Source organism: Halobaculum sp. XH14 (assembly GCF_032116555.1).
Lineage (GTDB): Archaea > Halobacteriota > Halobacteria > Halobacteriales > Haloferacaceae > Halorarum > Halorarum halobium.
In genome coordinates this window covers 88,053-114,403 of sequence record NZ_CP134949.1, presented here as the reverse complement: position 1 = coordinate 114,403, position 26,351 = coordinate 88,053, and the positions used below count along the sequence as shown (strand labels likewise).

The window sequence follows — 26,351 nt, the reverse complement described above, 5'->3', positions numbered from 1 at the left end:
CGGCCGAGCGTCGACTCGTCGGTTCCCCCCGTACCGACGACGCTCCGGCCTCCCGTCCTCGACCGTGCGCCCGTCTTCGTCGCCCCCGCTCACGTCCCGGTCTTCACTGCCCCCGACTACGTCCCGGTCTCCGTCGCCCCGCCGCGCGCCTCCCACTCGGTGAGGCTCCCCTCGTAGAACGCGAGGTCGTCGTAGCCGAGGTGGCCGAGCACGAGGTACGTGTGGCTGATGCGCCGCGCCGTGTTGCAGTAGAGCAGCACGCGACGGTCGGGCGTGACGCCCCGATCCGCGAGGATCGACGCCAGTTCGTCCCGGGGTTTCAGCCCGCGCGACTCGGCGTCGACGAGTTCCATCCAGTCGAGCTGCACCGCGCCGGGGAGGTGGCCCTCCTCGAACTCCCACGCCTCGCGGGTGTCGACGACGACCGTCCCCTCGGCCTCCAGCGCGGCGGCGACCTCGTCGAAGCCGACGAGCGGCGAGTCCGCCGGCTCGCGGGGTTCGTACTCGGTCGGGTCCGGCTCCACCGCGTCGGTCGTCGTCGGGCGCTCGCGGCTCCAGGCGGAGTAGTCGCCGTCCAGCAGGTGGAGCCTCGCGGGGTCGTGGCCGTACAGTTCGGCGGTGACGAGAAAGCGGGCCGCGAACACGCCGTGGGTGTCGTCGTAGGCGACGACGTCGTCCTCGACGCCGATGCCCGCCGCCGAGAGCAGGTCGGCCCAGCGGTCGGCGCCCGGGAGCATCCCCTCGTCGCCCTCGCCGCTGCGGAACTCGCCGAAGGGGATCGAAACCGCCCCGGGAAGGTGGCCGATGCCCTCGTACTCCCACCCGTCCCGCACGTCCACGACCCGCACGTCCTCGAGCCGCTCGGCGAGCCAGTCGGCCGAGACGAAGGTGTCCATGTCCACCGGTTCGCGGCCGAGGGGAAAAACGCCGCCGCACCGGCGAACCCCGACGGGCGTCAGACACGGGGGCAATCATTGCCGGTTTCTGACGCCCGCCCCCTGCCGCCTGCCGCGCGATGTCGGCGCGGCGAGACGTTCCCTCGCGGCCGCTCGCCCGCCCCGCCGGGACCGCGCGGCCATCGCGCGAACGGCGCCGGCAACATGATCCGGTACGTGGAACGAATGGCCGACTCTGCCGGGGCTACGGGTATTATGCTCGGGGAGAACGTACGCACTGTTTGCAATGACGGACTACGCCAAGGACGTACTCGTGTCGGCGGACTGGGTCGAGGACCACCTCGACGAGTTCGAGTCGGACGACCCCGCGTATCGGCTGGTGGAGGTCGACGTGGACACCGAGGCCTACGGGACGGGCCACGCGCCCGGTGCCATCGGCTTCAACTGGGAGACGCAGCTCCAGGACCAGACCCAGCGCGACGTGCTCACCAAGGAGGACTTCGAGGCGCTGAACGCCAGTCACGGCATCAGCGACGACTCGACGGTCGTCCTGTACGGCGACTCATCGAACTGGTTTGCCGCCTACACCTACTGGCAGTACAAGTACTTCGGCCACGACGACGTGCGCCTGCTCAACGGCGGGCGCGACTACTGGCTGGAGAACGACTACCCGCTCACCGAGGAGGTGCCCGACTTCCCGGAGACGACCTACGAGGCCGAGGAGCCGGACGAGTCCATCCGCGCGTACCGCGACCAGGTGGGTGACGCCATCGACGCCGGCGTCCCGCTCGTCGACGTGCGCTCGCCCGAGGAGTTCCGCGGCGAGATCCTCGCCCCGCCGGGCCTGCAGGAGACCGCCCAGCGCGGCGGCCACATCCCCGGCGCGCGCAACATCTCGTGGGCCGCGACGGTCAACGAGGACGGGACGTTCAAGACCGCCGACGAGCTGCAGGAGCTCTACGGCGAGGTCATCGACTCGGGCGACGACGAGATCGTCGCCTACTGCCGCATCGGCGAGCGCTCCTCGATCGCCTGGTTCGCGCTCCACGAACTGCTCGGACAGGACCAGACCGTCAACTACGACGGCTCCTGGACCGAATGGGGCAACCTTGTCGGCGCGCCCGTCGAGACGGGCGACGCGGAGTAGGAGGGACATCGGGCCGCACCACGACGTTTTTCGCGCACTCACGACACGCCGAGTCGACGCCGAACCCGCATCGAACTTCCAGCGGACTTCCAGTGGACGTTCAGCGAACCGCCGGCAGACGGACCGGCGCGCGCTACAGCAGGAAGAACAGCGAGAACGCCGCGCCGGCCAGCGCCAGGAACCCGACCACTGCGAGCGCAGCCTCGGTCGCGTCGAGCCGGACCCCGCGGCGGTCGAGTACCCGCCGACCGGCCGGGGCCGCCACGAATCCGACCGCGAGCAGCGCGAGGCCGGCGACGCCGGCGAACGCCGCGCTGGCCACGCCGGCCGCGAGGTGGACGAGGGCGATGCCGACGACGAGCAGCGCGAGGACGACCGAGGAGGCGCCGAACAGGTACTGGCCGGCGCGACGGGGCGCGGGGAGGGTGAGTGTCGTTGTCATCGTCGGGGGTTCGTGCGGTCCTGGCAAATAGCTGGTGTGCGATTCGATCCGATGAGCTGACGAAATCGGGTTCGGGGAACGGTTCGGTAGAAATCGCCCGCCTCCTCGTGCAACTCGCGGCTTGCGTGATGCCGTGTTCATCAGATGGAGACTGCCCGAAAGCCCGCCCGCCCGCGCCGCACGGCCTCCACACCCTCCCCAGCCGATTGCGCTCCTCGCTCACTTCGTTCGCTGTGGTGCTCATCCCTCGCGCGCGTCTGTGCTCGCCCCCGAGGGGCTCGCGGTCGCGCACGCCGTGATGGATGGCCGTCTTCGACGCGGGTGGACAGTTCGGCCGCCAGCCGCCGCCGGTCGCCCGACGTCGACGACCCGTGATACGCCCCGACCGGCGTGACGCTCACCCGAGCACGAACGCCGCGATGCGGGGCGTGAGGAACGCCTCGACGAACGAGGCGACGACGAGCACCAGCGCGAGTCCCACGAGCACCCACGTCGCCCGGCGGAGCTCCGCGGCGACCGTCCCCGCGTCCGACCGGCCGCGCGCGCCGCGCCACCCGACGACGCCGAGGTGGACGCCGAGCCCGCCCGCGACGGCGATGGCGGGGAGTTCGATGACCCCGTGTGGCGCGACCAGCGCGAGGAACGCCACCCGGTCGAAGATGCCGCCGAGCGCCCCGATGAGCACGCCGTTGAACAGCAGCGAGGCCGCCGCGGGGACGCCGGCCGCCAGCCCGCCGAAGGCGGTGCCGGCCGAGACGAGCCAGTTGTTCGCCGCGATGTTGAGGAACGGGCCGACCGGGACCACGCCGAACACGGTCGCGACGTTCTCGGGCGGCGGGAGCGTGACGCCCATCGGCGCGGTGAACAGGTAGCCGGCGACGGCCCCGCCGGTGAGCAGCAGCGCCCCGGCGGCGTTGGCGGCCGGGTGCTCGCGGACGAACCGCCAGAGTGCGCTCCAGCCGTCGGCGAGCGCGCCGCGAACCCGAGTGCCGAGCGGCGCCCGATCGGCCGCCGGGAGCCCGGTCTCGGCGTACAGGGCGACCGCGAAGGCGTCCAGCAGCGGCGCGACCGTCAGCGAGAGCACCAGCGCGCCGAGCCGGTTCACGCCCACGAGGTTGAGGAGGCCGACAGCCACGCTCGCCCCGACGTAGACGCCCAGCGCGACGAGCGCGAACACGACCGTCGCCAGCACGTTCCGGCGGACGAACCCGAGGCTCCCGCGGACCGCCTCCACCGTTCCCGCGCCGTCGACGACGACCGCCGCCTCGGCGAACACCAACAGCAGGTAGACCAGCAGCGACACCAGCGCGCCCGCGAGCACGAGCAGCGCGCCCACCGCGACGCCGACGCTGACACCGATGCCCCCCGCGAGCGTGGCGATTCCGAGCGTGAGCGCGACCGGGACGGCGACGGGCACGAGCACGGCGACCGCGCGGACGAGCGTCACGCCGAGGAACGTCGGCCAGCGCCCCGCGGTGGCGACGCCGTCCTCCAGCGGCGGCCGCCCGTCGAGGGCGGCCCACACCGTCCCCGTCGAGACCGCCGTGGCGACCGCCCCCACGAGCACCGCCACGACTACCGTGAGGAGCACCCCCGCGACGAGGAGCAGGCCGACCTCCGGCACGAACAATCCCTCGACGGCCCGCTCGAGTTCCGGCGAGATCGGCGGGTCGCCCCCGCCGAACCCGCCGCCGATGCCGCCCTCGCCGATGCCGCCGCCGCCGAGCCCCCCGTCCTCCGAGATGCTCGCCTGTTCCGCGAGCGCCTGGACGACGGGTTCGATGCGGCCGGCCGCGGCCAGCACGCCGACTGCGGCGGTCAGCGCGACCAGGAACGGAACGCGAGCGATGGGCACCACGGCGACCACGAGCAGGTAGGCGGACACGACGGCGACGGGGTGGTCGGCGAGCACGCGGCCGGCGCCGGTGAACGCGTCGGAGAGCGACGGGGACCGATCGGTGGACATGGCTGGCGTCACGGTCCCCGGTCACGTAACGCTACCGTCGGCGACCCCGCCGCCGAATCCGCCGCTGCCGAGGGTTTCAAGCGCGTCACGCCCCTACCGCCGGCCATGAACGGCGAAACCTTTCTCTCGGACCTGCGCGCGCGCAACGAGACGGCGCTCTCGCGGCTGGGCTCCTCGAAGTCGCTCTACGCGCTGACCGGCGGCGAGATGGCCGCGAACGCGGTGCGCGCGGCGGCCGCCGCCGAGGCCGCCGCGGCGGCCGAGCGGTTCGAGGCCTGGAGCGCCACGGAGGGCAGCGGGGACGCCGCCGCCCTGTTCGGCGCGGTCGGCGAGGACGGGCGGGACCACCGGGACGCGGTCGCGCCCGACGGGTTCGACGCCGATGAGGCCAGGTCGTTCCCGGAGTACGAGGTGCTCGCGGACCTGGAGACGACGCCCGCCCGCGCCGGCGGCCTGCTCGCCCGCTGTCTGCTCGCCGACACGCGGACCGGACAGGTGGTCGGCTTCTTCGTCGGCAACGCGGACCCGACGGCCGCAAACGAGTTCCGCGACCTGCGCGCCGACGTCTCCGACCGCCTCGGCGAGGCGACGGACCTCCTCGACGAGGTCTGTGAGGCCGACGAGGAGTGGGCGGCGGCCCGCGAGGCGGCCGACGCGGTCGTCGAGGCCGCCTACGACGACTACGTCGAGACGCTGGAGGGGATGGGCGTGAAGCCGAAGAACGTCTGCTGAGTGGCCGTGCTACCGACGGAACCCCAGTCGAGCGGCGTCGTGGCGGGGTTCGGCGGCCCGGTCAGACGCCGGGAACGGTCTCCCGGTAGGCATTGATCCGCTCGACCGCCGCCTCGACTTGCTCTTGGCCCTCCTCGTCCAGGTCCGTGGCGAGTTCGCGGACGACGTGGGTGTGACGGTCGAGCCAGCCGTGGTCGGGGCCGTTCTCCCGGTTCGCTGCGTCGGCAAAGCGGTGCGCCTGTTCGCCGAGTTTCTCCCGCGTGTCCCCCTCCGCGCGTTCGGCAGCCCGGCGCAGGTGGTCGCTGGCGTCCTCGAGTTCCTGTCTGCTCATGTGGGTCGATAGCAAGCGGAGCGACAAAACCGTACGGACCGTGACATCGGCGACGTTCGGCCGCCGGCCAACCGACTCGCCGGCTGCCCGCCGACCCCTCCACTTCGAGTGGAACGCGCCTCCCCCGGCGGGGTGACGTGACGCCGCTTCACGAGCGCGCGGCTCCGGGGGGAAACTGGAGCGAGCGACGCCGGCTCCGACGGTGGGTCCCGCCTGTTTCCCGGGATCGACGCCGGCGAAACGCCCCGACGGGGGCCGAACGGTCAGGCTAACGCGGAGAGGTCGAACTCGAACGCGGCCACGGGAACCTCCATGTCGTGTTCGACCAGCACGGCGGGGTGGAGTTCCCCCACGACGCCGACGGCGTCCCCGTTCACGACGACCGCGGCGACTCGACCCGAAATGAAGCTCGGGTGGTCGGTCGCGGGCGTCTCCAGGGCGGCGTCGAAGTCGTCACACAGCGCCTGCAGGCGGGCCTTCGCGTCCTCGTAGGAGGCGTCCGTCCGTGCGAGTGCGGCGGCGACGTGGCGCGATTCGGCGACCCGGGTGTTCGCCTCGTCGTCGCGGCGGGCGACGAAGCCGACCTCCGCGAGGTCCTGCGGGTAGGGCCGGTGGGTGTTGTTCTCCAGCACCTGCGCGAGCGAGGGGAGCGCCCAGGTCCGAAGCTGGGTGTACTCCTCGCTGTACGGGCTGGTGATCTCGGCGCGCTCGCCGGCGCCGAGGACGTCGCTCCCCTCCTCGACGCCCATCCGGTCGTAGTTCTCGGCGGCGCTCGTCATGTGGAAGTTCAGGGTGTCCTGAAAGCCCAGGCCGACGAGGCTCGTCCGCACGGCGTCCTCCAGCCGCGAGCGCTCGTGACGGCCGCCGATGGTGCCGATGTCGGGGTAGGTCGGGTCGAGCGAGTTGAAGCCGTACGCCCGCCCCACGTCGTCGATGAGGTCGAGCGGGTGGAGCACGTCGACGCGGTACGGCGGCACCGTCACGTCGTATGTCGTCGCCTCCTCTCCCAGGCTGTATGCGGCGTCCAGCCCCGAGCGCTCGAACAGGTCGACCACCTCGTCACGGTCGAGTTCGACGCCGAGGGTCGACTCGATGCGCTCGTGGCTCACCGACTTCTCGTCGGTCTCGAGGTTCGGTCGGATCAGTTCCGGCCCGTACTCGTCGGGGTGGGTCGCGCCGTCGTCGTAGACGACCTCGACCTCCTCCAGCGTCCCGCCGCGGGCGGCGAGCGCGTAGCAGATGATGACGCACATCCGGTCGATGGTCCACTGGTCGGTGCCGGTGAGTTCGACGAACAGGTCCCGCGAGTCGGTCGACACCTCGGTCCGGCGGCCGTTGATGACCGGCGGGAACGAGAACAGGCCGAGTTCGTCGTAGATCGCCGGGTAGCGATCCAGGTCCGCGACGAGGTCGGCGTACTTCCCCCCGACCGGGTGCTCTTCCAGCACTTCGGCGGGCGTGCGTTCCGCGTTCGAGTCCAGCGGGACGAACCGGTCGCCGTCCGGGTCGACCCCACGGTAGGTGATGGTGTTTGGCGTCCCCTGGATCTTCGAGGCCGGCCCCTCGGCGGTTCCGGAGCTCTCGGACTCCTGCGAGAGCCGGCCGCCCTTCAGCATCGTGAGGTCGTGGATGCCGATGGCGCCCTTGGCGCGCTCGCGGCCCATCGTCGCGTGCAGCTTCTCCTGGAGCTGGATGAGCGAGTCGAGCGCCGACTCGTCGAGGTCGAGGCCGCGGACGACCGCGCCGGTGACGAACGGGCGCTCGTCGGGCACCGACTCGTCCACCTCGATGGTCCAGTCCGCGTCGTTCGGGTCGGGGACGTGGACGCCGCGGGCGTCGCCGTACTGGTAGCGGAGCGACCGTGCGACGCCCTCGACCGACAGGCGGTCGAGCCGGTCCGGCCCGAACTCGAACTGCAGGTCGCCCTCGTCGGTCTCGCCCTCGAACTCGAGGCCGAGCGCGAACAGGTCCTCCTCGAACTCCCCGTCGGTCTTCTCGTCGTGGCCGGTCAGTTCGCGCAGTTCGTCCGTGTCGATGTCGACGACGGGCATCAGTAGGTCACCTCCGCGGTCCGCAGGAACTCGATGTCCGCGAGCGTGCCGTGCAGGTCGCGGATGTCTTCGGCCCCGGTCGTGAGCATGGCGAGCCGTTCGAGCGCGAGCCCCCAGGCCATCACGTCGCAGTCGACCCCGAGCGTGTCCAGCACCTCGTCGCGGAACATCCCCGAGTTGCCGATCTCGATCTCCTCGCCCGTCTCGGGGTGGGTGCCGAACAGCTCGAAGCTCGGCTCCGTGTATGGGTTGTAGTGGGGCTTGAACCGGACGTCCTCGATGCCGAACTGCCGGTAGAACTCCTCGAAGGTGCCCATCAGGTCCCGGACCGAGAGGGTCTCGGCCATCACCCACCCCTCGATCTGGAAGAACTCCAGCAGGTGCGTGGCGTCGAGGGTGTCGTTGCGGTACACCTTCTCGACGGAGAAGTACCGCTGTGGCGGCTCGATGTCGGTGCGCTGAGGCGGCCCCCCTTCGCCGCCGAAGTCGGCGTCCGCGTACCCCGAGAGGTAACGCATCGACAGCGAGGTGGTGTGGCCCCGCAGCGCGATCGCCCGCGCGAACTCCTCGGACCACGGCGAGTGGTAGCCGTCGCCGTCCTCGCCGACGCCCTCGCGGTGGGCGGCCTCGACGCGGTCGACCAGTTGCTCGGGCAGTTCGCGCACCGGCGGCACGTCGAGTGCGAAGCGGTCCCAGTGGGTCCGTGCCGGGTGGTCCTGGGGCATGAACAGGCAGTCGTTGATCCAGAAGTCCGCGTCGGCGTGCGGGCCGTCCATCTCGCGGAACCCCATGCCGACGAGCACGTCCGTCACGCGGTCGGCCATCCCGCGGAGGACGTGTTTCCGACCGCCCTCGATCTCGGGCGCGTCGGCCTCGACGTTGTACGCCGAGAACTCGGCGTCCTCCCACTCGCCCGACGTCAGCAGCTCGGGCGTCAGGCGGTCGGCGGTCTCGGCGGCCTCGACGCCCTCCATCAGCGCCGTCACGCCCTCGTCGGTGAGCGTCACCGAGCGGACGGTCCGTTCGGACACCTCGACGAGCCCGCGGCGGTCGAGTTGCTCGATCACGTCAGCCTCCCACTCGGGAACTTCGTCGCCGTCGTCGGCGTTCCCCGCGAGCAGTTCGAGGGTGGTCTTCTCCTTGTCCTCGGCGGTCCGAACCGGCGCGTCCGCCGAGGCGGTGACGTTCCCGGCGTCGATCTCGCCGTACCCCTTCCGCGAATAGTTCGAGAGCGCGATGTCGACTTCCGGCCCCTCGAGCCCCGACGCACCGATGACTTGCCCCATCGAGACGGGGTCATCGTCGGCTCCGGCGTCGACCGCGGCCCGGTAGAGCCGGACCTCGGGCAGCCCGTCCGCGGCGTACCGTCGTCCCTCCTCGGTGACCGTCGCGGTCGTCTCGGTCGCCTCCTCGACGGCGACGAGCCCCTCGTCCCGGAGTTCGAAGGCGGCGCGGGTGACCGTCTCCGGCTTCAAGTCGGTCTCCGCGGCGAGCTGTTCGACGGTCTTCGCGTCGGTCGCGCTGGCGGCCTCCAGCAGCGCGACCTCCGCAGGTGAGCGTGGCATGGTCTTGGGTTGGTGTGTGGCGTGTCGTCCGATAGGCGTTCTGTTGTGTGGTTCGCGCGGGCGAGCGACGCCGCACGTTCCGATGGTCGTCGGTTCGGGGAACGTCGCCGCTCCGAACCGCGTGCCGAACCGAACGGTTTCGCGTCGCGGTCCCTCCCGGGGCCGCTCGGGTCCGCCGCTCAGGCGCGGCGGAAAAAGAAGGCGAACCCGCCGGTCGTCGGCTGCGGGACGGTGCGGTCGATGGCGGGTTCTCGTGCCATGTCGGGTGCTGTGGCGTGTTCGGACAAAAACGTTGCGTGGGTTCGCGTGGTTCCGGGTGGATGATTTCGGTTGTTCTGGGTGGTTATGTCCGGCTGGCAAGCTGCCTCGAAATCCCTCTCGGCTGTCGGATCGAGGATTGGTTAGGTCGGTGTGGTACACACCTCGAAAGGCCCCGCGGCGCTCGGCTCGGTGCGGCCGCTGTGCTCCTCGTCTCACTCGCTTCGCTCGCTCGCCCGCGGTGCTTGTCGGTCCGCGCCTGCGCCGACTTACGGGAGAGCACGCTCTCCCGAATTCACGGGCGCAAGCGCCCGTGAACGCCGCGGCCCCTTTCAGTCCCACCCACCGCACCGCGCCTCACCCTCCCCAGCCTCCTGTGCTCTTCGCTCCTTCGCTTCGCTCAGTCCTCCGGTGCTCGTCTTACCTCGGAGCGAGCTCCTCGGAACTCACCCTCGTGGTTCGAAAGACGCCAGGGCGTCTTTCGTCAGTACGGGAAACCGACGGTTTCCCGTCAGCGGTCGGATTCCGTCGAAATCCGACAGCATCACGAAACTCTTCGATTTTCGAACGACTCCGCTCGCGTGAGCCTCGCACGAGCGGTCGCGCGCCAGGTGGCTAGTCAGTTGCATCGGCGAAATTTTATCAGTGATACCGGCACCAGACGCCCCGTGACGTGACCGATGTCGCGGGGCGAAACGCGGTCGCGCGGCACACCGCCCCGCCAGCGGGTCCGAGCGGACCCCGGGTCGGCCTCGGCTTCGAGCCGATGACCCGGCCACCCGTGCCGCCTGTCAGCCACCCCAACCGCGTCCGTCAAGTGACTCGGGCCCCTGCCCCCGTCAATGAGCGAATCGCAGGGGCCGCTGTCGCCGGACCGTCCGGGGCTGGACCGTCCCCTCCGCGTCGACGCGCCGTTCGACCCGGCGGGCGACCAGCCGGAGGCCATCGAACAACTGGTGGAGGGATACCGGCAGGGCATGGACAAGCAGACGCTGCTCGGCGTGACCGGATCGGGGAAGACGAACACCGTCTCGTGGGTCACCGAGGGGCTCGACCGGCCGATGCTCGTCCTCGCGCACAACAAGACCCTCGCCGCACAGCTGTACGAGGAGTTCAAGAACCTCTTCCCGGACAACGCCGTCGAGTACTTCGTCTCCTACTACGACTACTACCAGCCGGAAGCGTACGTCGAGCAGACGGACACGTACATCGACAAGGAAATGTCGCTGAACGAGGAGATCGACCGGCTGCGCCACTCGGCCACCCGATCGCTGCTCACCCGCGACGACGTCATCGTCGTCGCCTCGGTCTCGGCAATCTACGGGCTGGGCGATCCGGCCAACTACCGCGAGATGTCGCTGGAACTCGCGGTCGGCGAGGAGATCGGCAGGGACGAGCTCCTCGCCAGGCTGGTGGACCTGAACTACGAGCGCAACGACGTGGACTTCCAGCAGGGTACGTTCCGTGTCCGGGGCGACACGGTCGAGGTCTTCCCGATGTACGGCCGCTACGCCGTCCGCGTCGAGCTCTGGGGCGACGAGATCGACCGGATGACGAAAGTCGACCCGATGCAGGGCGAGGTCCAGTCCCAGGAGCCGGCCGTGATGATCCACCCGGCGGAGCACTACTCCATCCCCGAGCAGCGCCTGGAGGCTGCCATGGCGGAGATCGAGGACCTGATGGAGAAACGCGTCCGGAAGTTCGAGCGCGACGGCGACCTCGTCGCCGCCCAGCGCATCGAGGAGCGCACCACGTTCGACCTGGAGATGCTTCGGGAGGCGGGCTACTGCTCGGGCATCGAGAACTACTCGGTCCACCTCTCGAACCGCGAGTCGGGCGACGCGCCCTACACCCTGCTGGACTACTTCCCGGACGACTTCCTCACGGTGATCGACGAGTCACACCAGACGATCCCGCAGATCAAGGGCCAGTTCGCGGGCGACAAGTCGCGGAAGGACTCGCTCGTCGAGAACGGATTCCGGCTCCCGACCGCCTACGACAACCGGCCGCTCACCTTCGAGGAGTTCGAGGAGAAGACCGATCGGACCCTCTACGTCTCCGCGACGCCGGGCGACTACGAGCGCGAGCACTCCGAGCAGGTCGTCGAGCAGATCGTCCGCCCGACCCACCTCGTGGACCCCGAGGTCGAGGTCACCTCCGCGACGGGACAGGTCGACGACCTGATGGACCGCATCGACGAGCGCATCGAGCGCGAGGAGCGCACGCTCGTCACGACGCTCACCAAGCGGATGGCGGAGGACCTCACGGAGTACCTCGAGGAGGCCGGCGTCGACGTCGCGTACATGCACGACGAGACGGACACGCTCGAACGACACGAACTCGTCCGGTCGCTCCGCCTCGGCGACATCGACGTGCTCGTCGGCATCAACCTCCTCCGGGAGGGGTTGGACATCCCCGAGGTGAGCCTCGTCGCCATCCTCGACGCCGACCAGGAGGGATTCCTCCGCTCGGAGACGACGCTCGTCCAGACGATGGGTCGGGCCGCGCGGAACGTCCGTGGCGAGGTCGTCCTCTACGCCGACGACACGACCGACTCCATGTCGGCGGCGATCGAGGAGACGCAACGCCGCCGTCGGATCCAGCGCGAGTTCAACGAGGAGCACGGCTACGAGCCCCGAACGATCGAGAAGGAGATCGGCGAGACGAACCTCCCCGGCTCGAAGACCGACACCTCCGGAATCGCGGGCGAGGACGTCGCCGACGGGGAGGAAGCCCAGGCGCGCATCCAGGCGCTCGAGGAGCGCATGCAGGAGGCCGCGAACAACCTGGAGTTCGAACTCGCGGCCGACATCCGGGACCGGGTCCAGAAACTGCGGGCCGAGTACGACCTGGCGCGCGAGGAGGAGGGGATCGCCCCGCCCGACCCCGGAATCGAGGACGACAGGTTCTAGAATGGCCATCGGGCCGCCCGATCGGTTGCCGAGCAGGCGGTCCGTTCACCCCTTCCCTACCGCTCAGTTCGCCGCGTCCGAGCCGGTCGCGGCCGCCGCAGCGCGGTCGAGCATCCCGCCGTCCGTCGTGTAGCGGAAGTACGCACAGAGGCCGACCGCGGCGACGGCGTTCGAGAGCGTGACCGCCCAGAACGCCCCCAGCGCGCCGAAGCTCAGCGCGAACGCGAGGACAGCGGCCACCGGGACGCGGACCGCCCAGTACTGGAGCATCGTGGAGTACATCGAGATTTTCGTCTTACCGGCGCCGTTGAAGCCGGCCTCGACGGTGTAGATCGCCCCGAGCGCCCAGTAGCCGAGCGCGAGGATCTGGAGGTACGCAACCGTGTACGCCAGCGTCTCGCCCGAGATTCCGGGCACGAACACCTCGGCGAGCAAGCCCGGGACGAACCACTGAACGATCCCCAGCACGCCGACGCCGATCGCGCCGACGCCGACGCCGAGCCAGGTCGCCCGGGTCGCTCGTTCGGGCCGGTCGGCTCCCAGGTTCTGGCCGACGAGCGTCGTCCCGGCGGAGCCGACCGCGGCCGCCGGGACGAACGCGACCGTCGAGATCCGCGCGCCGACGGTGTAGGCCGCCAGCGCCGCGCCGCCGCCGGTGGTCGAGATGACGGCAACCATGACGAGCCTGGCGACCTGCCGCGCGCTCTCCTGGGCGGCCTTCGGGCCGCCGACGTCGACGAGTTCACGGAACTCGGTCGCCTCGATGCCGACCGCATCGCGCGTCAGCGTGAACCCGCCGCGCCCGGAGACGGCGACCGCGAGCGCGATGGCGAGTCCGACCGCGTAGGCGACGAGCGTCGCGTAGGCCGCGCCGGCGATGCCGTAGGCGTCGAAGCGCCACCAGCCGAACATCAGGAACGGGTCGAGCACGACGTTGACGACGACGGCGACGAGGTTCACGACGAGCGGCGTCCGCGAGTCGCCCGACCCGACGAACGCGGCCTCCATCGCGTCGCTCATCCCGCTGATCGTGTAGGAAAAGACCATCGTCCCCAGATAGATCGCGGCGAGCGAGGCGACGGTCTCGCCGGGGTCGAACAGCCGTGTGATGTCGAGCGCGACGGCATTCGTGACGGCCGCGAGCGTCACCCCCACCGCGCCCGCGCCGACGAGCCCGTGGAAGGCGGCGCGGCGCGACCCGGGGACGTCGCCCGAGCCGATCCGCTGGGAGACGACGATCTGGCTCCCCAGAAAGACGGCCATGGTGCCGGCCGCGAAGATGCCAAGAACCGGCATCACGAGCCCGACCGCCGCGACGGCGTCGCCGCTCAGCCGGCCGATCCAGAACACGTCGATCACCTGCTGTGCGACGAGCGCGAGCTGCTGGGCGACGATCGGTATCGAGAGGTACGCGAGGGCTTTCCCCAGCGAGCCCTCGGTGATGTCCTCCGATGAGACGTCGAGCATCCCGAATCATTCGCCACTCAAAGACCAACAATAAAGTGTTGTCGGTCCGTCCCACACGTTAGCGGGTTCACATTTCGTGCCGGAGTCGTCCGTCCCGACTACTCCTCGGCGCTCGGCGCGACGCCGCGCCTGCTCGCGTCGACGTCGAGGTCGACGTCCAAGTCCGCGAGCAGTTCCTCGGCCTCTTCGCGTTTCTCCTGGTGCTCCGCGAGGAACTCGCGCATCAGCCCGGCGGCCTGCTCCTTGCAGTCGCCACAGAGGCGCTCGCCGCCGACGCATTCCTCGTACACCGCCTCGGCGAACTCGTCGTCGTCGCCGGCCAGCAGGTAGGCGTACAGCTCGTAGACGGGGCACTCGTCCGCCCTTCCGCCGAGTTCGCGCTGCTTCTCGGCCGTCTCGCGGCCGCCGGTGGTCGCGGCCTTCACCTTGTCGTAACCGTCCTCGGGGTCGTCGAGCAGCGAGATGTGGGACGCGGGATCCGAGGAGGACATCTTCCCGCCCGTCAGGCCGGTCATGAACCGGTGATAGATGGACGAGGGCGCGACGAACCCGTAGCCGTCGTGGTCGAGTTCGACCTCGCGGGCGAGCTCCTCGGCGGCCGCGCGGTCCATCTCGAACGCGTCGACGTGGGCCTCGAAGACGCGCTTCTCGCCCGGGACCGCGTCGATCAGCGCCTCGAACGCCCCGTCGGTCGCGTTGCGGTCGAGGAAGCGGAGCCGGGGGCGGAGCGGCTCCTTCCCGCCGTTCGCCAGCTTCCCGATCGTCGCGTCCACGACCTCGTCGGCCGCGCCGACGTCCGACGCGTCGTCGCCGCGAGCGTTCCGGAGGTACTCGGCGGCCTCCTCACATCTGGGCGTCTCCGGGTCCGCGGCGTACGCCTCGCGGTCGTCGTACGCGACCGCCACGACGCGGCGCTGGGCGTCGGTCAGCTCGAAGCTGGCGAACGCCTCGGTCACCCTGAAGTAGCGCATCCGCGCGGCGATGTCCCGCGAGAAGCGGACGTGCGGGTCCTGGTCCGGGCCGACCGGGATCACGGTCGGCTTCGGCCCGTCCACCAGTTGCGGGTAGAGGATGTCGGCCATCTGGGTGACGACCGACTGCATGTGCGAGACGGAGGTGCCGCCGTCGAAGCCGTAGATGCCCTCGAACTCCGCGAACCTGGCCTTCGCGCCGAGTTCGAACGCGAGGTCCTGGAGCTCCCGGTTGGTGGACTGGCGGTACAGCGTCCCCGCCTCGGCGTCGAAGCCGAGCGCGATGAGCGAGAGCAGGTAGTCCCGCGCGTGCTCGTCGATCTCCGCCCAGGTCATCCCGCGGGCCGAGTGGGCCTCCAGGTCCGCGATGAGCCCGTAGGTGTCCGCGCCGTGCTCCTGGTGGTAGATCAGTTCGTCGAACACCAGCTTGTGCCCGATGTGCGGGTCGCCGGTCGGCATGAACCCCGAGAGGGCAGCGACCTCGTCGCCCTTTCGCATCGCGTCGGCGACGGCGTCGTACCCCCGGTGGCCGAAGATGACCCCCCGGCGCATGAGGTAGTGGGGGTCGGGCACGCGGTCGATGATCTCGTCGAACTCCTCGATGCCGAACTCCTCGAACAGGTTCCGGTAGTCGCCGACGGTCGCCGAGCCCCAGGGGTCGAGCGCGACGCCGCCGTCGTCACTCGCGCCGCCCTGTTCCTCGCCGGTCGTGCCCCCGTCGGGGGCGGAATCGTCGCTCGTCATGGGGTGAGTCGTGCGACCGTCAGGTACGCGACCGAGTCGTCGCCGGCCAGCGCAAAAACCATTCGCTTCCGCACGCCGCCGGCCAGTCGCACGTCGAGCGCGAGGTCCCGCGGGTGGAACCGGTGGTCGGGCGCGACGACACGGACCAGCGCCTCCGAGTGCGGGAGCGCCTCGACCGACTCGACGGCGTCGTACGTGCGGAAGTCCGCGCCGAACTTGTAGCCCGTCTTGGGGACGACGCCCCGGTCGCGCAGGCGCCGGTAGACGGTCAGCCGGCGGTCGAACCGGTCGCCCTCGACCTTCCGGCCGCGCTCGATCACGGCGTCCGCGTCGAGCGAGAGGGTCCCGCGTTCAGCGAGGTCGGCGGCTTCGAGCAAGGAGAGCTGGAGCCCCGCCACGACGGCGGCGTCCCGGCCGGCGACGGGCTGGCCGTAGAACGCCGACCCGTACAGCGACCCCGGCGGGTCCCAGCAGACGACGCGGTCCTCCAGCAGGTCCGAGTCGAGCGAATCGGGGAGGTCGTACTCGGTGTCGCCGTCGAAGCCGCCGCCGGCCTCGCACGCGAAGTACGTCACCTCGCTCTCCTCGTCGACGACCGCGAGGGTCAGGCCGGCGAGGTCGCGGGCCGGAAGCTCCTCACGCTCGCCGACCACGCGAACCCGGTAGGCCACGTCGCCGCCGGGTTTCTCGCCCCGTTCGAACACGGTGAGGTCCGGGAGCGGGTCGGCGCTCTCGCCGGGCCAGCGGTCGCGGTCGGGCGCGACGTAGAAGCCGCGCTCGCGCAGGTCGGCGTAGGTGAGAAACCGGGCGGCGAACCGCTCCCCGCGCTCGACCGAGCGGGTGAAGAACTCGCGGAACGCCATCCCGTCGACCGTCTCGAGGTCGCCGCGGTACAGCAGGTGTGCCGCTTCGATCCGGGCCAGCGTCACGTCGGGGCCGCGCGCCCGGCCGTAGCCGCGCGCGTCGTGGAACCGCTGGCGGGCGTCGCCGGAGACGACCACGACGTCGTCGCGGAGCGTGCCGTCCATCGTCTGGTGTGGGGGGCGGTCCGGGTTTAGGGGCTGCGGTCGCGTGTGAACGATTCAGGTCCCCGGCAGTCGCCGTCGGTGGCACGTGCAGGTCCGGCGATGCGTGCGGTTCCGGCGGCGGCGTGTAGTTTCGTCGCGTCGCCGCGGGACCGACGACGGTCCTACGGCGCGAACGCCAGCACGGCCGCGAACAGCACCAGCACGCCGAGCACGTCACAGACGTTCGTCACGACGGGGATGACCACGTCGTCCGGGTCGAGCGAGAGCCGGTAGGCCGCGTACGTCGCCGTCAGCGTCACCGCCACCGCCAGCACGGCGAGCGTGACGCCCGAACTCACCGCGATCAGGAGGACGGTCCCGGGCGGGAGCGCGGTCGAGCCGGTGAGCCCGGCCAGCGCCCACGCGCCGAGCCCCACGGCCGGGAACAGCGTCAGCGCGAGCGCGACCGTCGCAAGCGCGTTGCCGGCCAGGTCGTCGTCGGTCGGCGAGAACGACAGCGTGCCGAGGTGGAACGCCGTCGAGAGCCGGGAGGCGAGCACCGACCCGAGGTTCCCGGCGGTGCCGATGGTCACCGGGAGGAGGACGAGCAGCGACGGGGCCGACAGCAGGCGCTCCTCGAACGCGCTCAGCACCAGCCCGGAGCCGAGTTCCACGACCGTGAGCACGAGCAGCAGCGGCACCATCGCCCGCGAGATGCGCCGGACGGTCCACTCCTCGGTCATCGGTCACCTCCGCTGGCGTCCGGTCGGCACCGCCGGGCCGCGGTCATCCGCCACCCCCCACGAGCGCCAGCGTCGCCCGCACCGCGACGAGGAGGAACAGCGTGCCGAACACGTCGCCGGTCGTCGTCACCAGCGGCCCGACGAGCGTGTCGGGGTCGAGCCCGCGCCGGTAGCCCGCGAAGACGACGACGATGACGACGGCGGCGAGCGCGGCGCCCGAGAGCAGCCCCGCGAGCACCGCGATCAGCACGAGCGTCCCGAGCGGCGCGACCGGCTCGCCGAGCAGTCGGAGCGCGAGGAACGCCGCCACCGCGGCGAAGGCGGCCACGCCGACGCCGTTCGAGAGCGCGGCGGCGACGGCCCCGCGCAGCCGCTCGTCGCCGGGGGAAACGCGCGGTTCGACGAGCCCCTGGTGGAGCCCGGTCGAGAGCCGCGCGCCGAAGCTGCCGTAGACGTTCCCGCGGGTCGCGAGCAGCGCGGGGACGAGGACGAGGAGGCCCGGAACGGCGCGGAACTCCGCGCGCATCCCGCCGAGGACGACGCCCGCGAGCAGCCCGCCGACGAGGCTGCCCGACAGCGCGGGCAGCGCGTCCCGGTAGGCCGCCCGCGCCGTCTCCCCGATTCCCATGGGGGCCCATCAGGCCGGGACGGGAAAAGTCGGGCGTGTCGGGAGTTCGCACGCGCCCTCGGGCGCCGAGTTACCGCTCCGGTTCGACGTAGACCAGCTTCACCCGCTCGTCCCGCTCCCGCAGCGCCCGCTCGATCCGCTCGATCTCCGCCTCGACCTCGTCGGTGACCATGTCGTCGTCGAAGCCGACGGTCACGGTCACGAGCGCCTCGTTCGCCCCGATGAACATCGTCCGGAGCTCCCGGAGGTCGGTCACGCGACCGTTCCCCGAGACCGCCGCCCGGAGTTCGGCTTCGACGTCCTCGGGGAGCGACTCGCCGACCAGCAGGCGCTTGTTTTCCCAGGCGAGCGCGAGCGCGAACCCCATCAGCAACAGGCCGATGATCACCGCGGACGCGGCGTCGTACGCGCCGTTACCCGTGTATCGGGTCAGGCTGATGCCGACGAGCGCGATGATCGCCCCGCCCAGCGCCACCGCGTCCTCGGTGAACGCGGTGAGCGTCGTCACGTCGCTCGTCTTCCGGAACGCCTCCCTGAAGCCGGACCAGCCGTACAGCTCCGTCTGGCGGTTCAGCTCCTGGTACGCCTTCCAGAACGCGTACGTCTCGAACAGGATGGCGCCGACGAGGACGACGACGTTGACCCAGAACGCCTCCACGGGCAGCAGTTCGGTGAGGTTCACGCCGGCGATGACGACGTCGGCCTGCTCGGCACCGTGCCCGCCCCCGGTGAGGGCGTTCCAGCCGTGGTTCAGCGACTCCCAGCCGGCGATGCCGAACAGCAGCACGGAGACGAGGAACGCGTAGAAGAACTGCGCCTTGCCGTAGCCGAACGGGTGCGTCCGGTTCGCCTCCTGGGCCGAGTAGCGGATGCCGATGAGCAGGAACACCTGGTTCCCGGTGTCCGAGACGGAGTGGTACGTCTCCGAGAGCATCGACGGGCTTCCGGTCAGCAGGTAGCCGACGAACTTCGTGACTGCGATCGCGCCGTTGGCGAACAGCGCGGCGATGACGACGGACTTGCTCCCGGCCATTGCCGGACACTCGCCCGCCCCGAACTTATCTTTGGGTGGACCGGTCGGGCCGCCGGGGGGATTCGGTCCGCGCCGGACTCATCCCGGTTCCAGCACCGTGATCCAGCCGTCGCTGCGGACGCGGACGAGGTACCCGTCGAACTCGAACTCGACCGTCTCGACGCCCCGTCGGGAGTGCCCGTCCGTGTTCGGGCCGAAAAGCGCGCTCTCCAGTGCGGCCACGTCGACCGCGTCGTACAGCAGGGGCGACCTGAGTTCGGTCGCCTCGACGCCCGCGGCCTCGGCGACGGCGTAGACGATGGCCGTCGAGAGCTCCCCGTTCGTCGCCGGGTCGTAGTGTGCCTGCGTGAGTTCCCGCAAGGTCCCGTCCGACTCGTCCAGGGACTCTCCCCCGTCGGCGGTCCACTCGTCGGCCGGACTCGTCATTCCTCGACCCCCGGACCGTCGATGGTGCGCGCGTGGGCCTCCTGGCTGGCGTCGAGGCTCGCGCCCATCCCGGCGAGCGCGGCCAGCACCTGCTCGGCGTGCTCGCCGGCCGTGATCGTCTCCGTCCCCGGGTCCCACGCGACGACCCCCTCGTCCCGCAACTTCGGCACGTGCGTGTGATACAGGGAGACGTACACCCGGTCGCGGCGCGCCTCGCTCACGGCCGCCTCGGGGACGTCGTCCTCCCACGCGGCGACCCTGGTTGCGAGTTCCCGCAGCGACCACTCGGTGTCCTCCTTCAGCGAGTAGATGAGGTAGCGACGGCGCGAGTGAGCGAGCGTCTCGCACACGTGTTCCAGGTCCAGCATTCCCTGGTTGATGGTCTCACGCGGACCGCTCGGTCCGGACGCGTCCGTCTCCCCGCCGTCGCGTGACTCCTCTGCCATACGCTCGGCTAGGCGTCGGCGCGTATAATTGTACGGCCCAGAATCCGTGGTACAAATACGTTCCTGCGCCGTCGCTGTCGTCTGGCTGTGGGATGGCTGCGGGTTCCGGACGGCGGGTCGCCGCGGCACGACCGGCCGCCGGACCGAACCGTTCAGGTGTCGGCACCCGTACGGTCGGACGTGCTCACCGTCGTCTCCGACACCCACGGCACGGACGGCCATCGCCTCCGCGGACGGACGCTGGCGGCGGTCCGCGAGGCCGACCGCGTGATCCACGCCGGCGACTTCTACCGCGAACCGGTGCTCGACGCCTTCCTCGACGAGAACGACTCGCTGTCGGGCGTCGTCGGCAACAACGACGACGCGGCCGTGCGGGACCGGCTCCCGACCGACCGGGTCGTCGCCTACGAGGGCGTCACGGTCGCCGTCCGGCACCGCAGTCGGAGCGGCGCGACCGGGCTGGCGCTGTTCGGCCGCGAGCGGGACGCGGACCTGGTCGTGTTCGGCCACAGCCACCGCCCGGAGTTCGACGACTCCGGCGACGTCCCGCTGTTGAACCCGGGGAGCCACGCCCAGCCGCGGGGGAACCGCGCCGCACACGCCGAACTGGAAGCCGACCCGGCGGCGGAGGGGCTGGTCGGGCGACTGGTGACGACGGACGGGGAACCGTTCCGGCGGTTCACGGTGTCGCCCGACCGCGAGTAGGACGAACGATGGTCGGTGTGGACCGGCGAGGGTCCTCCACAAGAGAGCGTCTCGAAACGGGTGCCGTCCGTTCGGGCGGAGCGGGGGGTTCAGCGGGGACCGGGTTGGAGGGCCGAAGCGTCGGGGGACCGTACTCACCCGTACTGCCGCTCACAGCATATACCCACGGTAATGTCAAACGGCGCTTTTAGTCACACACGCACCCGTCGACCGCGGGTCCCGCGGTCGTCACAGCTCGCGGTGAGCCCCCGACTCAGCGGCTCCGTCGCCAGTAGACGTACCCGACGGCCAGCGCGAGCGCGAGTACGCCCCCGAGGAAGAACAGCGCGCCCGGCGAGGCCGCGACCTGCTCCAGCAGGGTCGGCCCGGCGGAGGCGGCGATATCCGTCGACTCGGCCGTCATCTGGTACTCCCCGCCAGCGTCGGCGGAGCCGCTCGCGGCCGTTCCGAACGGGAGCGGCGGGGCGAACGGCCCCTCGAGGGCCGTCTCGATGAGCACCGCGAGCAGCCCGACGACGCCGACGCCGCCGAGCAGGCGCTTGAGCGTCCCCTTCAGCCCGCGGGTGTCCTCCTCGCGCCCGGCGACGAGCACGAGCGCGCGGTCGGCGGGCCGGTAGACGTCCATCTCGCGGCCCTTCTCGGAGTAGGCGGTGCCGCCGACCTCGACGAGGCCGGCCTCGCGGAGCCGCTTCAGGTGGTACTGTGCGTTCTGGAGGCTGGTGTCGGCGCGCTCGGCGACGTCGCTGGCGTTGCCGGGGTCGCTGTGCAGCGTCGCGAGGACGGTCCTCGCGGTCTCGGAGGAGAGTGCGGCGAGCACGTCGTCGGCGTCGTCGGCGTCGACGCCGAGCACCCGCGGCTCGCGTTCCTCGGGGCTCCCGAGGTCGGGGGTGGAGGGCAGGATGTCGGCCATCGAGTCGGGGTATTGGGGGAGCCAACGTAAGCCTTCTCGTGGTGCGTGTGGTCCGGTCGGTTTCCCCGTGTGTCATCAGTCGTCTCCTGTATCACCGTACCTGGAGCAGCCACCCGCCCCGTTCGGACCGCCTCGGAAGCCCCCGCGGCTCTCGGCTCCCGCGGACCGCGCTGTGCTCCTCGCCGCTTCCTGCGGTCGCTCCTGCGGTGCTTACGGGTCCGGGGTTCCCCGAGAGCCGCGGCCCCTTCCATTCCCTCCCCCTGCGGGAACTCGGCCGAGCGCCGCTCCCCCGACTACCGCTCGTGCCGCCGTGGGTAGTCCGGCGGACGCTGGCAGGTGGCCGGTCGGGCGTATGGGCTAGTGGGCAGTTGGGCGTAAGGGCCGGTGGACGGTCGGGCGGTGGGACAGTAGCGGCGACGAAGGAGCAACATCGCCCGGGGACCGCGCGATATTTCCGCGCGAACGACGACTGTCACCCGATGATCGATCTCCGTTCGGACACCGTCACGAAGCCGAGCGACGCGATGCGGCGGGCCGCGGCGGACGCGCCCGTCGGCGACGACGTGTACCGTGACGACCCGTCCGTCAACGAACTCGAGGCGCGCGCGGCCGACCTCGCCGGGATGGAGGCCGCCCTGTTCGTCCCCTCCGGGACGATGGGCAACCAGATCGCCATCCGGACCCACACCGACCGGGGCCAGGAACTGCTCTGCGACGAGCAGGCCCACGTGTACAAGTGGGAACTCGGCGGCATCCCGCAGCTCTCGGGCGTCCAGCCGCGTATCCTCGACTGCGGCGAGCGCTGCGTCCCGACGCCCGAGCAGGTCGAAGCCGGGTACGTCGCCGAGGACCTCCACCGCCCCGGCACGGGGCTGCTCTGTCTCGAGAACACCCACAACTCCCGGGGCGGCGTCGCGGTCCCGAAGAAGCACCTCGACGCGGCGGCCGCGGCGGCCCACGAGCGCGACGTGCCGGTCCACCTCGACGGCGCCCGGTTCCTGAACGCCTGCGTCGCGCTCGAGGAGGACCCGGCCGCGATGACCGAACACGTCGACTCGGTGCTGTTCTGTCTCTCGAAGGGGCTGGGCGCGCCCGTCGGGTCGGTTCTGGCGGGCGAGGCGGCGTTCGTCGACCGGGCGCGCCGGATCCGGAAGCTGTTCGGCGGCGCGATGCGGCAGGCGGGAATCATCGCCGCGCCGGGACTGGAGTCGCTGGACAACGTCGACCGCCTCGCCGAGGACCACGAGCACGCGCGGCGACTCGCCGAGGGCCTGAACGCCATCGAGGGGCTCTCGGCGCCGACGCCGGACACGAACATCGTGATGGTCAATAGCGGGGGCGCGGGACTCACCGGCGAGGAACTCTCGACGGCCTGCAAGGCGCGTGACGTCTCCTTCTCCCCGTTCGGCGAGCACACCTGCCGGCTCTGCACCCACCTCGACGTCGACGGCGAGGACGTGGAAACGGCGCTCGACCGCATCGCGGACGCGGTCGAGTCGGCCTGACGGGCGACCGGTCAGGCGTTCAGCGCCCAGAACCGGTAGTTCAGCACGGCCGCGAACGCGACCCACGCGAGGTACGGCACCAGCAGCAGCGCCGCCCGGCGGTCGACCCGCGCGAACGCGCCGGCCGTGAGGAGCGCCAGTCCGAACAGCACCAGAATGACCACCAGGCCGCCCAGCAGCCGCTGAAGTCCGAAGAACGTCGGCGTCCAGGCCAGGTTGACGGCGAACTGGACGAGGAACGCCGCGACCGCGACGCGCCGGGGGCGACCCCAGCCTCGAACGCCGGCGTCACCGTCCCCGGTCCGACCGGAGCCGCCGCGGACGACGAGCCACAGCGCGACCGCCTGCAGAGTGAACAGGAGCGTCCAGACGACGCCGAAGACGACCGGCGGCGGGTAGAGCCCCGGCTTCGCCAGCGCGGCGAACCAGGCGGTGTCCGGGCCGGCGAGCAGCGCCGGCGCCGCGCCGAGCGCGTTGACGAGGACGACGAGCGCGACGAGGCCGAGCCGGGATCCCAGCCGCCCCGCGGCCCCGCCGCTGGCTGCGGTCGACACGGTCGAAGGGACGGTCGCGTTCGGCTTAAGCGTGGGCCACCCGTGCAGCCATCAGAACACCCTCTGGGGTGGTCGGGGCGCTCCTCGCTGCGGCTCGGACGCGCCAGGCGCCACCCGGTCGCTGGCGGCCTCACGTCGAGAACTCGAACCGCGCGCCGCCCGACGACGACTCCGTGAGTTCGACCGACCAGCCGTGGGCCTCCGCGACCCTGCGGACGATGGCGAGCCCGAACCCGGTACCGTCCTGGGAGGTGGTGACGCCCGGCTCGAACACCGTCTCGCGGTCGGCCTCCGGGATGCCGTCCCCGTCGTCCTCGACGGCGAAGCCGGCCTCGGTGCACTCGACGCGGACGGCGACGTCGGGGTCGCCGTGCTCGACCGCGTTGCGAAACAGGTTCTCCAGCAGTTCCGAGAGGCGGTCCGGGTCGGCCTCGACGACGCAGTCCTCCTCGACCGCCAGCGTCGCCTCGTCGGTGTCGACGTGCCGCCAGGCGACGTCCGCGACGGCCGCCAGTTCGGCGGCCTCCGTGTCGCCGACGACCCGGCCCTCCCGGGCGAGCGTCAGCAGGTCGTCGATGAGTCCCCGCATCCGATCGAGGGCGTCCGCGACGGTGTCGATGTGCTCGTCGTCGCCCGTCTCTCGCGCCAGGTCGAGGTAGCCCTCCGCGACCGAGAGCGGGTTCCGGAGGTCGTGGCTCACGACCGAGGCGAACTCCTCGAGCCGTTCGTTCTGCCGCTCGAGCGCCCGTTCGCGCTCCTTCCGCTCGGTGATGTCCGAGAGGATGGCGTAGCCGCCGAGGTTCTCGGTGTCGAGTTCGAGCGGGACCACGTACATCAGGAAGTCCCTCACGCCGTCGGCGGTCAGCCGCCGGGTCTCCCGCCTCACGTTGTCCCCCTGCTTGAGTCGCCTGTTCAGCTCCGCGGCCTCCCGCTTCAGGTCGCCCTCGTCGGGAACGATGAACTCGTCGACGTCCCGGCCGAGGACGTCCGCCTCGTCGTAGCCGAACACGTCCTCGAAGGCGCTGTTGACCTCCTGCACGATGGGCTGGCCGTCGACCATCTCGAACGAGATGGCGGCGTCGGGGACGTTCTCGAACAGCGCGGAGAGCCGGTCCCGCTCGGCGCGGAGGTCCCCCTCGGCACGGACGCGCTCCAGCGCGACCGCGACGTGTGACATCAGCAGTTCGGCGAGTTCGAGGTCCGTCTCGTCGAACGCGTTCGGCCGCGTCGCCACCGCCTGACAGGTGCCGAGGTCACCGATCGGCACGCTCACCCCGGAGCGGTACTCCGGCTTGGCGGGCGATGCGTCCTCGCTGTCGGCGACGTCCTCGATCAGGACCGACTCGCCCGTCCGGAACGTCCGTCCCGTCACGCCCTCCGAGACGTGCATCGCGCGGGAGGCGTCCGGGTCCGCGCTCTCGGGTTCGGCCGCCGGCACGAGCATCTCGCCCGTCTCGTCGAGCAGGCTGATGGTACACCTGTCGAACGAGAGCACGCCCTCGGCGGCGTCGATGGCCCGGTCGAGCACGGCGTCCTCGGTTTCGGCCAGGGAGATCTCGGTGGCCGCCTCGTGGAGCCGTTCGATGGTTCGGCGGGACTCCCGGAGCGCCGACTCCGAGCGGACCCGCTCGCGCGTCGCAGTCGCGTGCGAGACGAGCAGTTCGGCGAGTTCGCGGTCGGCCTCGTCGAACGCGCCCTCCCGCTCGGCGATGACCTGAAACACCGCGTCGTCGCCGAACGGGACGCTGATGGCGCTCTGTGGGCCGTCCCGGTCGGGCCGCGCGTGGGGGTGGTCCGCGACCGCGTCGACGAGGAACGTCCGGTCCTCCTCGTACGTCTTGCCGAGGACGCCGGCGTTGGGTGCTCGGTCGGGGGCGTCCGGGTCGGTGGTCGCGACCGTCTCGAAGCCGTCGCCGTCAGGCAGCGCCACGAGGAGGTACGACCGGTCGAACGCGAGCACCTTCTCCGCGATGTCGACGGTGAGCTCGAACAGCGCCTCCTCGCTGTCGGCGTCGATGAGGCCGGGAGCGGCGCGGTGGAGTTCGGTCACCGTCCGCTGGCGCTCCCGGAGGTCGGTCTCGGCCTGGATGCGGCCGTGGGCCTGTGCGACGTGGGTTGCGAACAGCTCGGCGAGTTCGAGGTCCTCCCCGTCGAAGCCGCCCCGTCGGGACGACGCGGCCTGGAACACGCCGACGTCGCCGACCGGCACGCTGACGAACGACCCGAACCCGTCCGGATCCCGTACCCCGCCGTGCTCGTCGGCGTCCTCGACCAGGATCGACTCGTTCTCCCGGAACGTCACGCCCGCGAGCCCCTCGTCGACGTCGATGCCGTCCCGCACCGGGTCGGGGTCGCCGATCCGGAAGCGGGCGACGAGCCGGTCGCCCTCGTGTACGCCGAGCCAACTGTGGTCGAACGAGAGCACCCGCTCGGCGACGTCGCTCGCGCGCTCGAACAGCTCGTCGAAGCTCCGGGAGGCGGCGATTTCGGCCGCTCCATCGTGCAGTCGGGTGATGCGGTTTCGGCTCTCGCGCAACTGGAGCCGCGTCTCGCCGGCGACCGCGTGGGACAGTTCCAGGAGCAATGTCGCCGGGTCGTCCGTCGGGACGAACCCGTCGGCGTACGGCGGCGGCTCCGCGCCGATGACGACGACGGGGACGCCGGCGACGTCGAGCGCGTCGAGCGTCTCCTCGTCCGGCTCGGCAGCGTTCGAGAGGACCACCGCGTCGGGCGGCGGGGAGTCGGTCGACCCCGACCGGATCCGCCCCCGTAGCTCCGAGAGGGCCACGGCCTCGACCGAGTCGCTCCCCGCGTCGGAGAGCCCCGCAGCCACGTCTGCGGCGTCGTCGCCGGCGACGACGAGGTGCCTGAGCGACGGTGTCATGTGGTCCACCGGACAGTCGGACCCATTG

Annotated in this window: 22 protein-coding genes; 5 read left to right on the top strand and 17 right to left on the bottom strand. The window is 71.2% G+C overall.

Annotated features, from left to right (window positions below; all coding sequences use genetic code 11):
- Nucleotides 1-116: 116 nt before the first annotated feature.
- Nucleotides 117-896, bottom strand: coding sequence for a sulfurtransferase (locus tag RJT50_RS00555; RefSeq protein WP_313693085.1), 780 nt, complete (start codon nucleotides 894-896; stop codon nucleotides 117-119).
- 286 nt (nucleotides 897-1,182) lie between these two features.
- Between RJT50_RS00555 and RJT50_RS00550 the strand changes: the two genes are divergently transcribed.
- Nucleotides 1,183-2,043, top strand: a complete 861-nt coding sequence (locus tag RJT50_RS00550; RefSeq protein WP_313693083.1) for a sulfurtransferase — start codon at nucleotides 1,183-1,185, stop codon at nucleotides 2,041-2,043.
- 133 nt (nucleotides 2,044-2,176) lie between these two features.
- Here the strand turns inward: RJT50_RS00550 and RJT50_RS00545 are convergent, their stop codons facing one another.
- A complete protein-coding gene (locus RJT50_RS00545; RefSeq protein WP_313693080.1) occupies nucleotides 2,177-2,485 on the bottom strand; it encodes a hypothetical protein in 309 nt (102 codons plus the stop codon).
- A gap of 397 nt (nucleotides 2,486-2,882) precedes the next feature.
- The gene (locus RJT50_RS00540) at nucleotides 2,883-4,451 is read right to left on the bottom strand and encodes a stage II sporulation protein M (protein WP_313693079.1); all 1,569 of its coding nucleotides are present in this window, start codon (nucleotides 4,449-4,451) and stop codon (nucleotides 2,883-2,885) included.
- Nucleotides 4,452-4,556: 105 nt separating this feature from the next.
- Here RJT50_RS00540 and RJT50_RS00535 point away from each other — a divergent pair, with 105 nt between their 5' ends.
- Nucleotides 4,557-5,183 carry a transcription antitermination protein gene (locus RJT50_RS00535; protein ID WP_313693077.1) on the top strand — a complete coding sequence of 209 codons (627 nt, stop codon included), beginning with the start codon at nucleotides 4,557-4,559 and terminating at the stop codon, nucleotides 5,181-5,183.
- Between the two features lie 61 nt (nucleotides 5,184-5,244).
- Here RJT50_RS00535 and RJT50_RS00530 read toward each other — a convergent pair whose 3' ends face one another.
- The 3 genes from RJT50_RS00530 to pheS form a co-directional block, all read right to left on the bottom strand.
- On the bottom strand, nucleotides 5,245-5,514 hold the full coding sequence (locus RJT50_RS00530) for a DUF7553 family protein (protein WP_313693075.1): 270 nt from the start codon (nucleotides 5,512-5,514) through the stop codon (nucleotides 5,245-5,247).
- A gap of 263 nt (nucleotides 5,515-5,777) precedes the next feature.
- Nucleotides 5,778-7,565, bottom strand: a complete 1,788-nt coding sequence (gene pheT / locus RJT50_RS00525) for a phenylalanine--tRNA ligase subunit beta (protein ID WP_313693073.1) — start codon at nucleotides 7,563-7,565, stop codon at nucleotides 5,778-5,780.
- On the bottom strand, nucleotides 7,565-9,130 hold the full coding sequence (pheS, locus tag RJT50_RS00520) for a phenylalanine--tRNA ligase subunit alpha (RefSeq protein ID WP_313693071.1): 1,566 nt from the start codon (nucleotides 9,128-9,130) through the stop codon (nucleotides 7,565-7,567). The genes pheT and pheS overlap by 1 nt, the downstream gene beginning before the upstream one ends.
- A 1,100-nt stretch (nucleotides 9,131-10,230) precedes the next feature.
- On the opposite strand from pheS, the gene uvrB reads away from it, so the two are divergent.
- Complete coding sequence (gene uvrB / locus RJT50_RS00515) at nucleotides 10,231-12,300, top strand: excinuclease ABC subunit UvrB (protein WP_313693069.1); 2,070 nt, start codon at nucleotides 10,231-10,233, stop codon at nucleotides 12,298-12,300.
- A gap of 63 nt (nucleotides 12,301-12,363) precedes the next feature.
- On the opposite strand, the gene RJT50_RS00510 is transcribed toward uvrB, so the two are convergent.
- The 8 genes from RJT50_RS00510 to RJT50_RS00475 all read right to left on the bottom strand — a co-directional run bounded on the left by RJT50_RS00510 (nucleotide 12,364) and on the right by RJT50_RS00475 (nucleotide 19,765).
- On the bottom strand, nucleotides 12,364-13,767 hold the full coding sequence (locus tag RJT50_RS00510) for an MATE family efflux transporter (protein WP_313693066.1): 1,404 nt from the start codon (nucleotides 13,765-13,767) through the stop codon (nucleotides 12,364-12,366).
- Nucleotides 13,768-13,865: 98 nt separating this feature from the next.
- On the bottom strand, nucleotides 13,866-15,482 hold the full coding sequence (locus tag RJT50_RS00505) for a tryptophan--tRNA ligase (RefSeq protein ID WP_313693064.1): 1,617 nt from the start codon (nucleotides 15,480-15,482) through the stop codon (nucleotides 13,866-13,868).
- Nucleotides 15,479-16,510, bottom strand: coding sequence for a tRNA-intron lyase (gene endA, locus RJT50_RS00500; RefSeq protein WP_313693063.1), 1,032 nt, complete (start codon nucleotides 16,508-16,510; stop codon nucleotides 15,479-15,481). The genes RJT50_RS00505 and endA overlap by 4 nt, the downstream gene beginning before the upstream one ends.
- 161 nt (nucleotides 16,511-16,671) lie before the next feature.
- The gene (locus tag RJT50_RS00495; protein WP_313693062.1) at nucleotides 16,672-17,232 is read right to left on the bottom strand and encodes a magnesium transporter; all 561 of its coding nucleotides are present in this window, start codon (nucleotides 17,230-17,232) and stop codon (nucleotides 16,672-16,674) included.
- Between the two features lie 43 nt (nucleotides 17,233-17,275).
- Nucleotides 17,276-17,860 carry a magnesium transporter gene (locus RJT50_RS00490; RefSeq protein ID WP_313693061.1) on the bottom strand — a complete coding sequence of 195 codons (585 nt, stop codon included), beginning with the start codon at nucleotides 17,858-17,860 and terminating at the stop codon, nucleotides 17,276-17,278.
- Between the two features lie 70 nt (nucleotides 17,861-17,930).
- Nucleotides 17,931-18,893 (bottom strand): cation diffusion facilitator family transporter, encoded by a 963-nt coding sequence (locus tag RJT50_RS00485; protein WP_313693059.1) that lies wholly within the window; start codon nucleotides 18,891-18,893, stop codon nucleotides 17,931-17,933.
- A 78-nt stretch (nucleotides 18,894-18,971) separates the two neighbouring features.
- Nucleotides 18,972-19,319 carry a HalOD1 output domain-containing protein gene (locus RJT50_RS00480; RefSeq protein ID WP_313693058.1) on the bottom strand — a complete coding sequence of 116 codons (348 nt, stop codon included), beginning with the start codon at nucleotides 19,317-19,319 and terminating at the stop codon, nucleotides 18,972-18,974.
- Nucleotides 19,316-19,765, bottom strand: coding sequence for a DUF7344 domain-containing protein (locus RJT50_RS00475; RefSeq protein WP_313693056.1), 450 nt, complete (start codon nucleotides 19,763-19,765; stop codon nucleotides 19,316-19,318). Before RJT50_RS00475 ends, RJT50_RS00480 begins: the two co-directional genes overlap by 4 nt.
- 180 nt (nucleotides 19,766-19,945) lie before the next feature.
- On the opposite strand from RJT50_RS00475, the gene RJT50_RS00470 reads away from it, so the two are divergent.
- Nucleotides 19,946-20,470 (top strand): metallophosphoesterase, encoded by a 525-nt coding sequence (locus RJT50_RS00470; protein WP_313693054.1) that lies wholly within the window; start codon nucleotides 19,946-19,948, stop codon nucleotides 20,468-20,470.
- A gap of 253 nt (nucleotides 20,471-20,723) precedes the next feature.
- Here the strand turns inward: RJT50_RS00470 and RJT50_RS00465 are convergent, their stop codons facing one another.
- Complete coding sequence (locus RJT50_RS00465; protein WP_313693053.1) at nucleotides 20,724-21,380, bottom strand: ArsR/SmtB family transcription factor; 657 nt, start codon at nucleotides 21,378-21,380, stop codon at nucleotides 20,724-20,726.
- 479 nt (nucleotides 21,381-21,859) lie between these two features.
- On the opposite strand from RJT50_RS00465, the gene RJT50_RS00460 reads away from it, so the two are divergent.
- Nucleotides 21,860-22,885 (top strand): threonine aldolase family protein, encoded by a 1,026-nt coding sequence (locus RJT50_RS00460; RefSeq protein WP_313693052.1) that lies wholly within the window; start codon nucleotides 21,860-21,862, stop codon nucleotides 22,883-22,885.
- An 11-nt stretch (nucleotides 22,886-22,896) separates the two neighbouring features.
- Here the strand turns inward: RJT50_RS00460 and RJT50_RS00455 are convergent, their stop codons facing one another.
- Both RJT50_RS00455 and RJT50_RS00450 read right to left on the bottom strand, forming a co-directional pair.
- Complete coding sequence (locus RJT50_RS00455) at nucleotides 22,897-23,439, bottom strand: TspO/MBR family protein (protein WP_313693051.1); 543 nt, start codon at nucleotides 23,437-23,439, stop codon at nucleotides 22,897-22,899.
- A gap of 130 nt (nucleotides 23,440-23,569) precedes the next feature.
- Nucleotides 23,570-26,323 (bottom strand): GAF domain-containing protein, encoded by a 2,754-nt coding sequence (locus RJT50_RS00450; RefSeq protein ID WP_313693050.1) that lies wholly within the window; start codon nucleotides 26,321-26,323, stop codon nucleotides 23,570-23,572.
- Nucleotides 26,324-26,351: the final 28 nt, after the last annotated feature.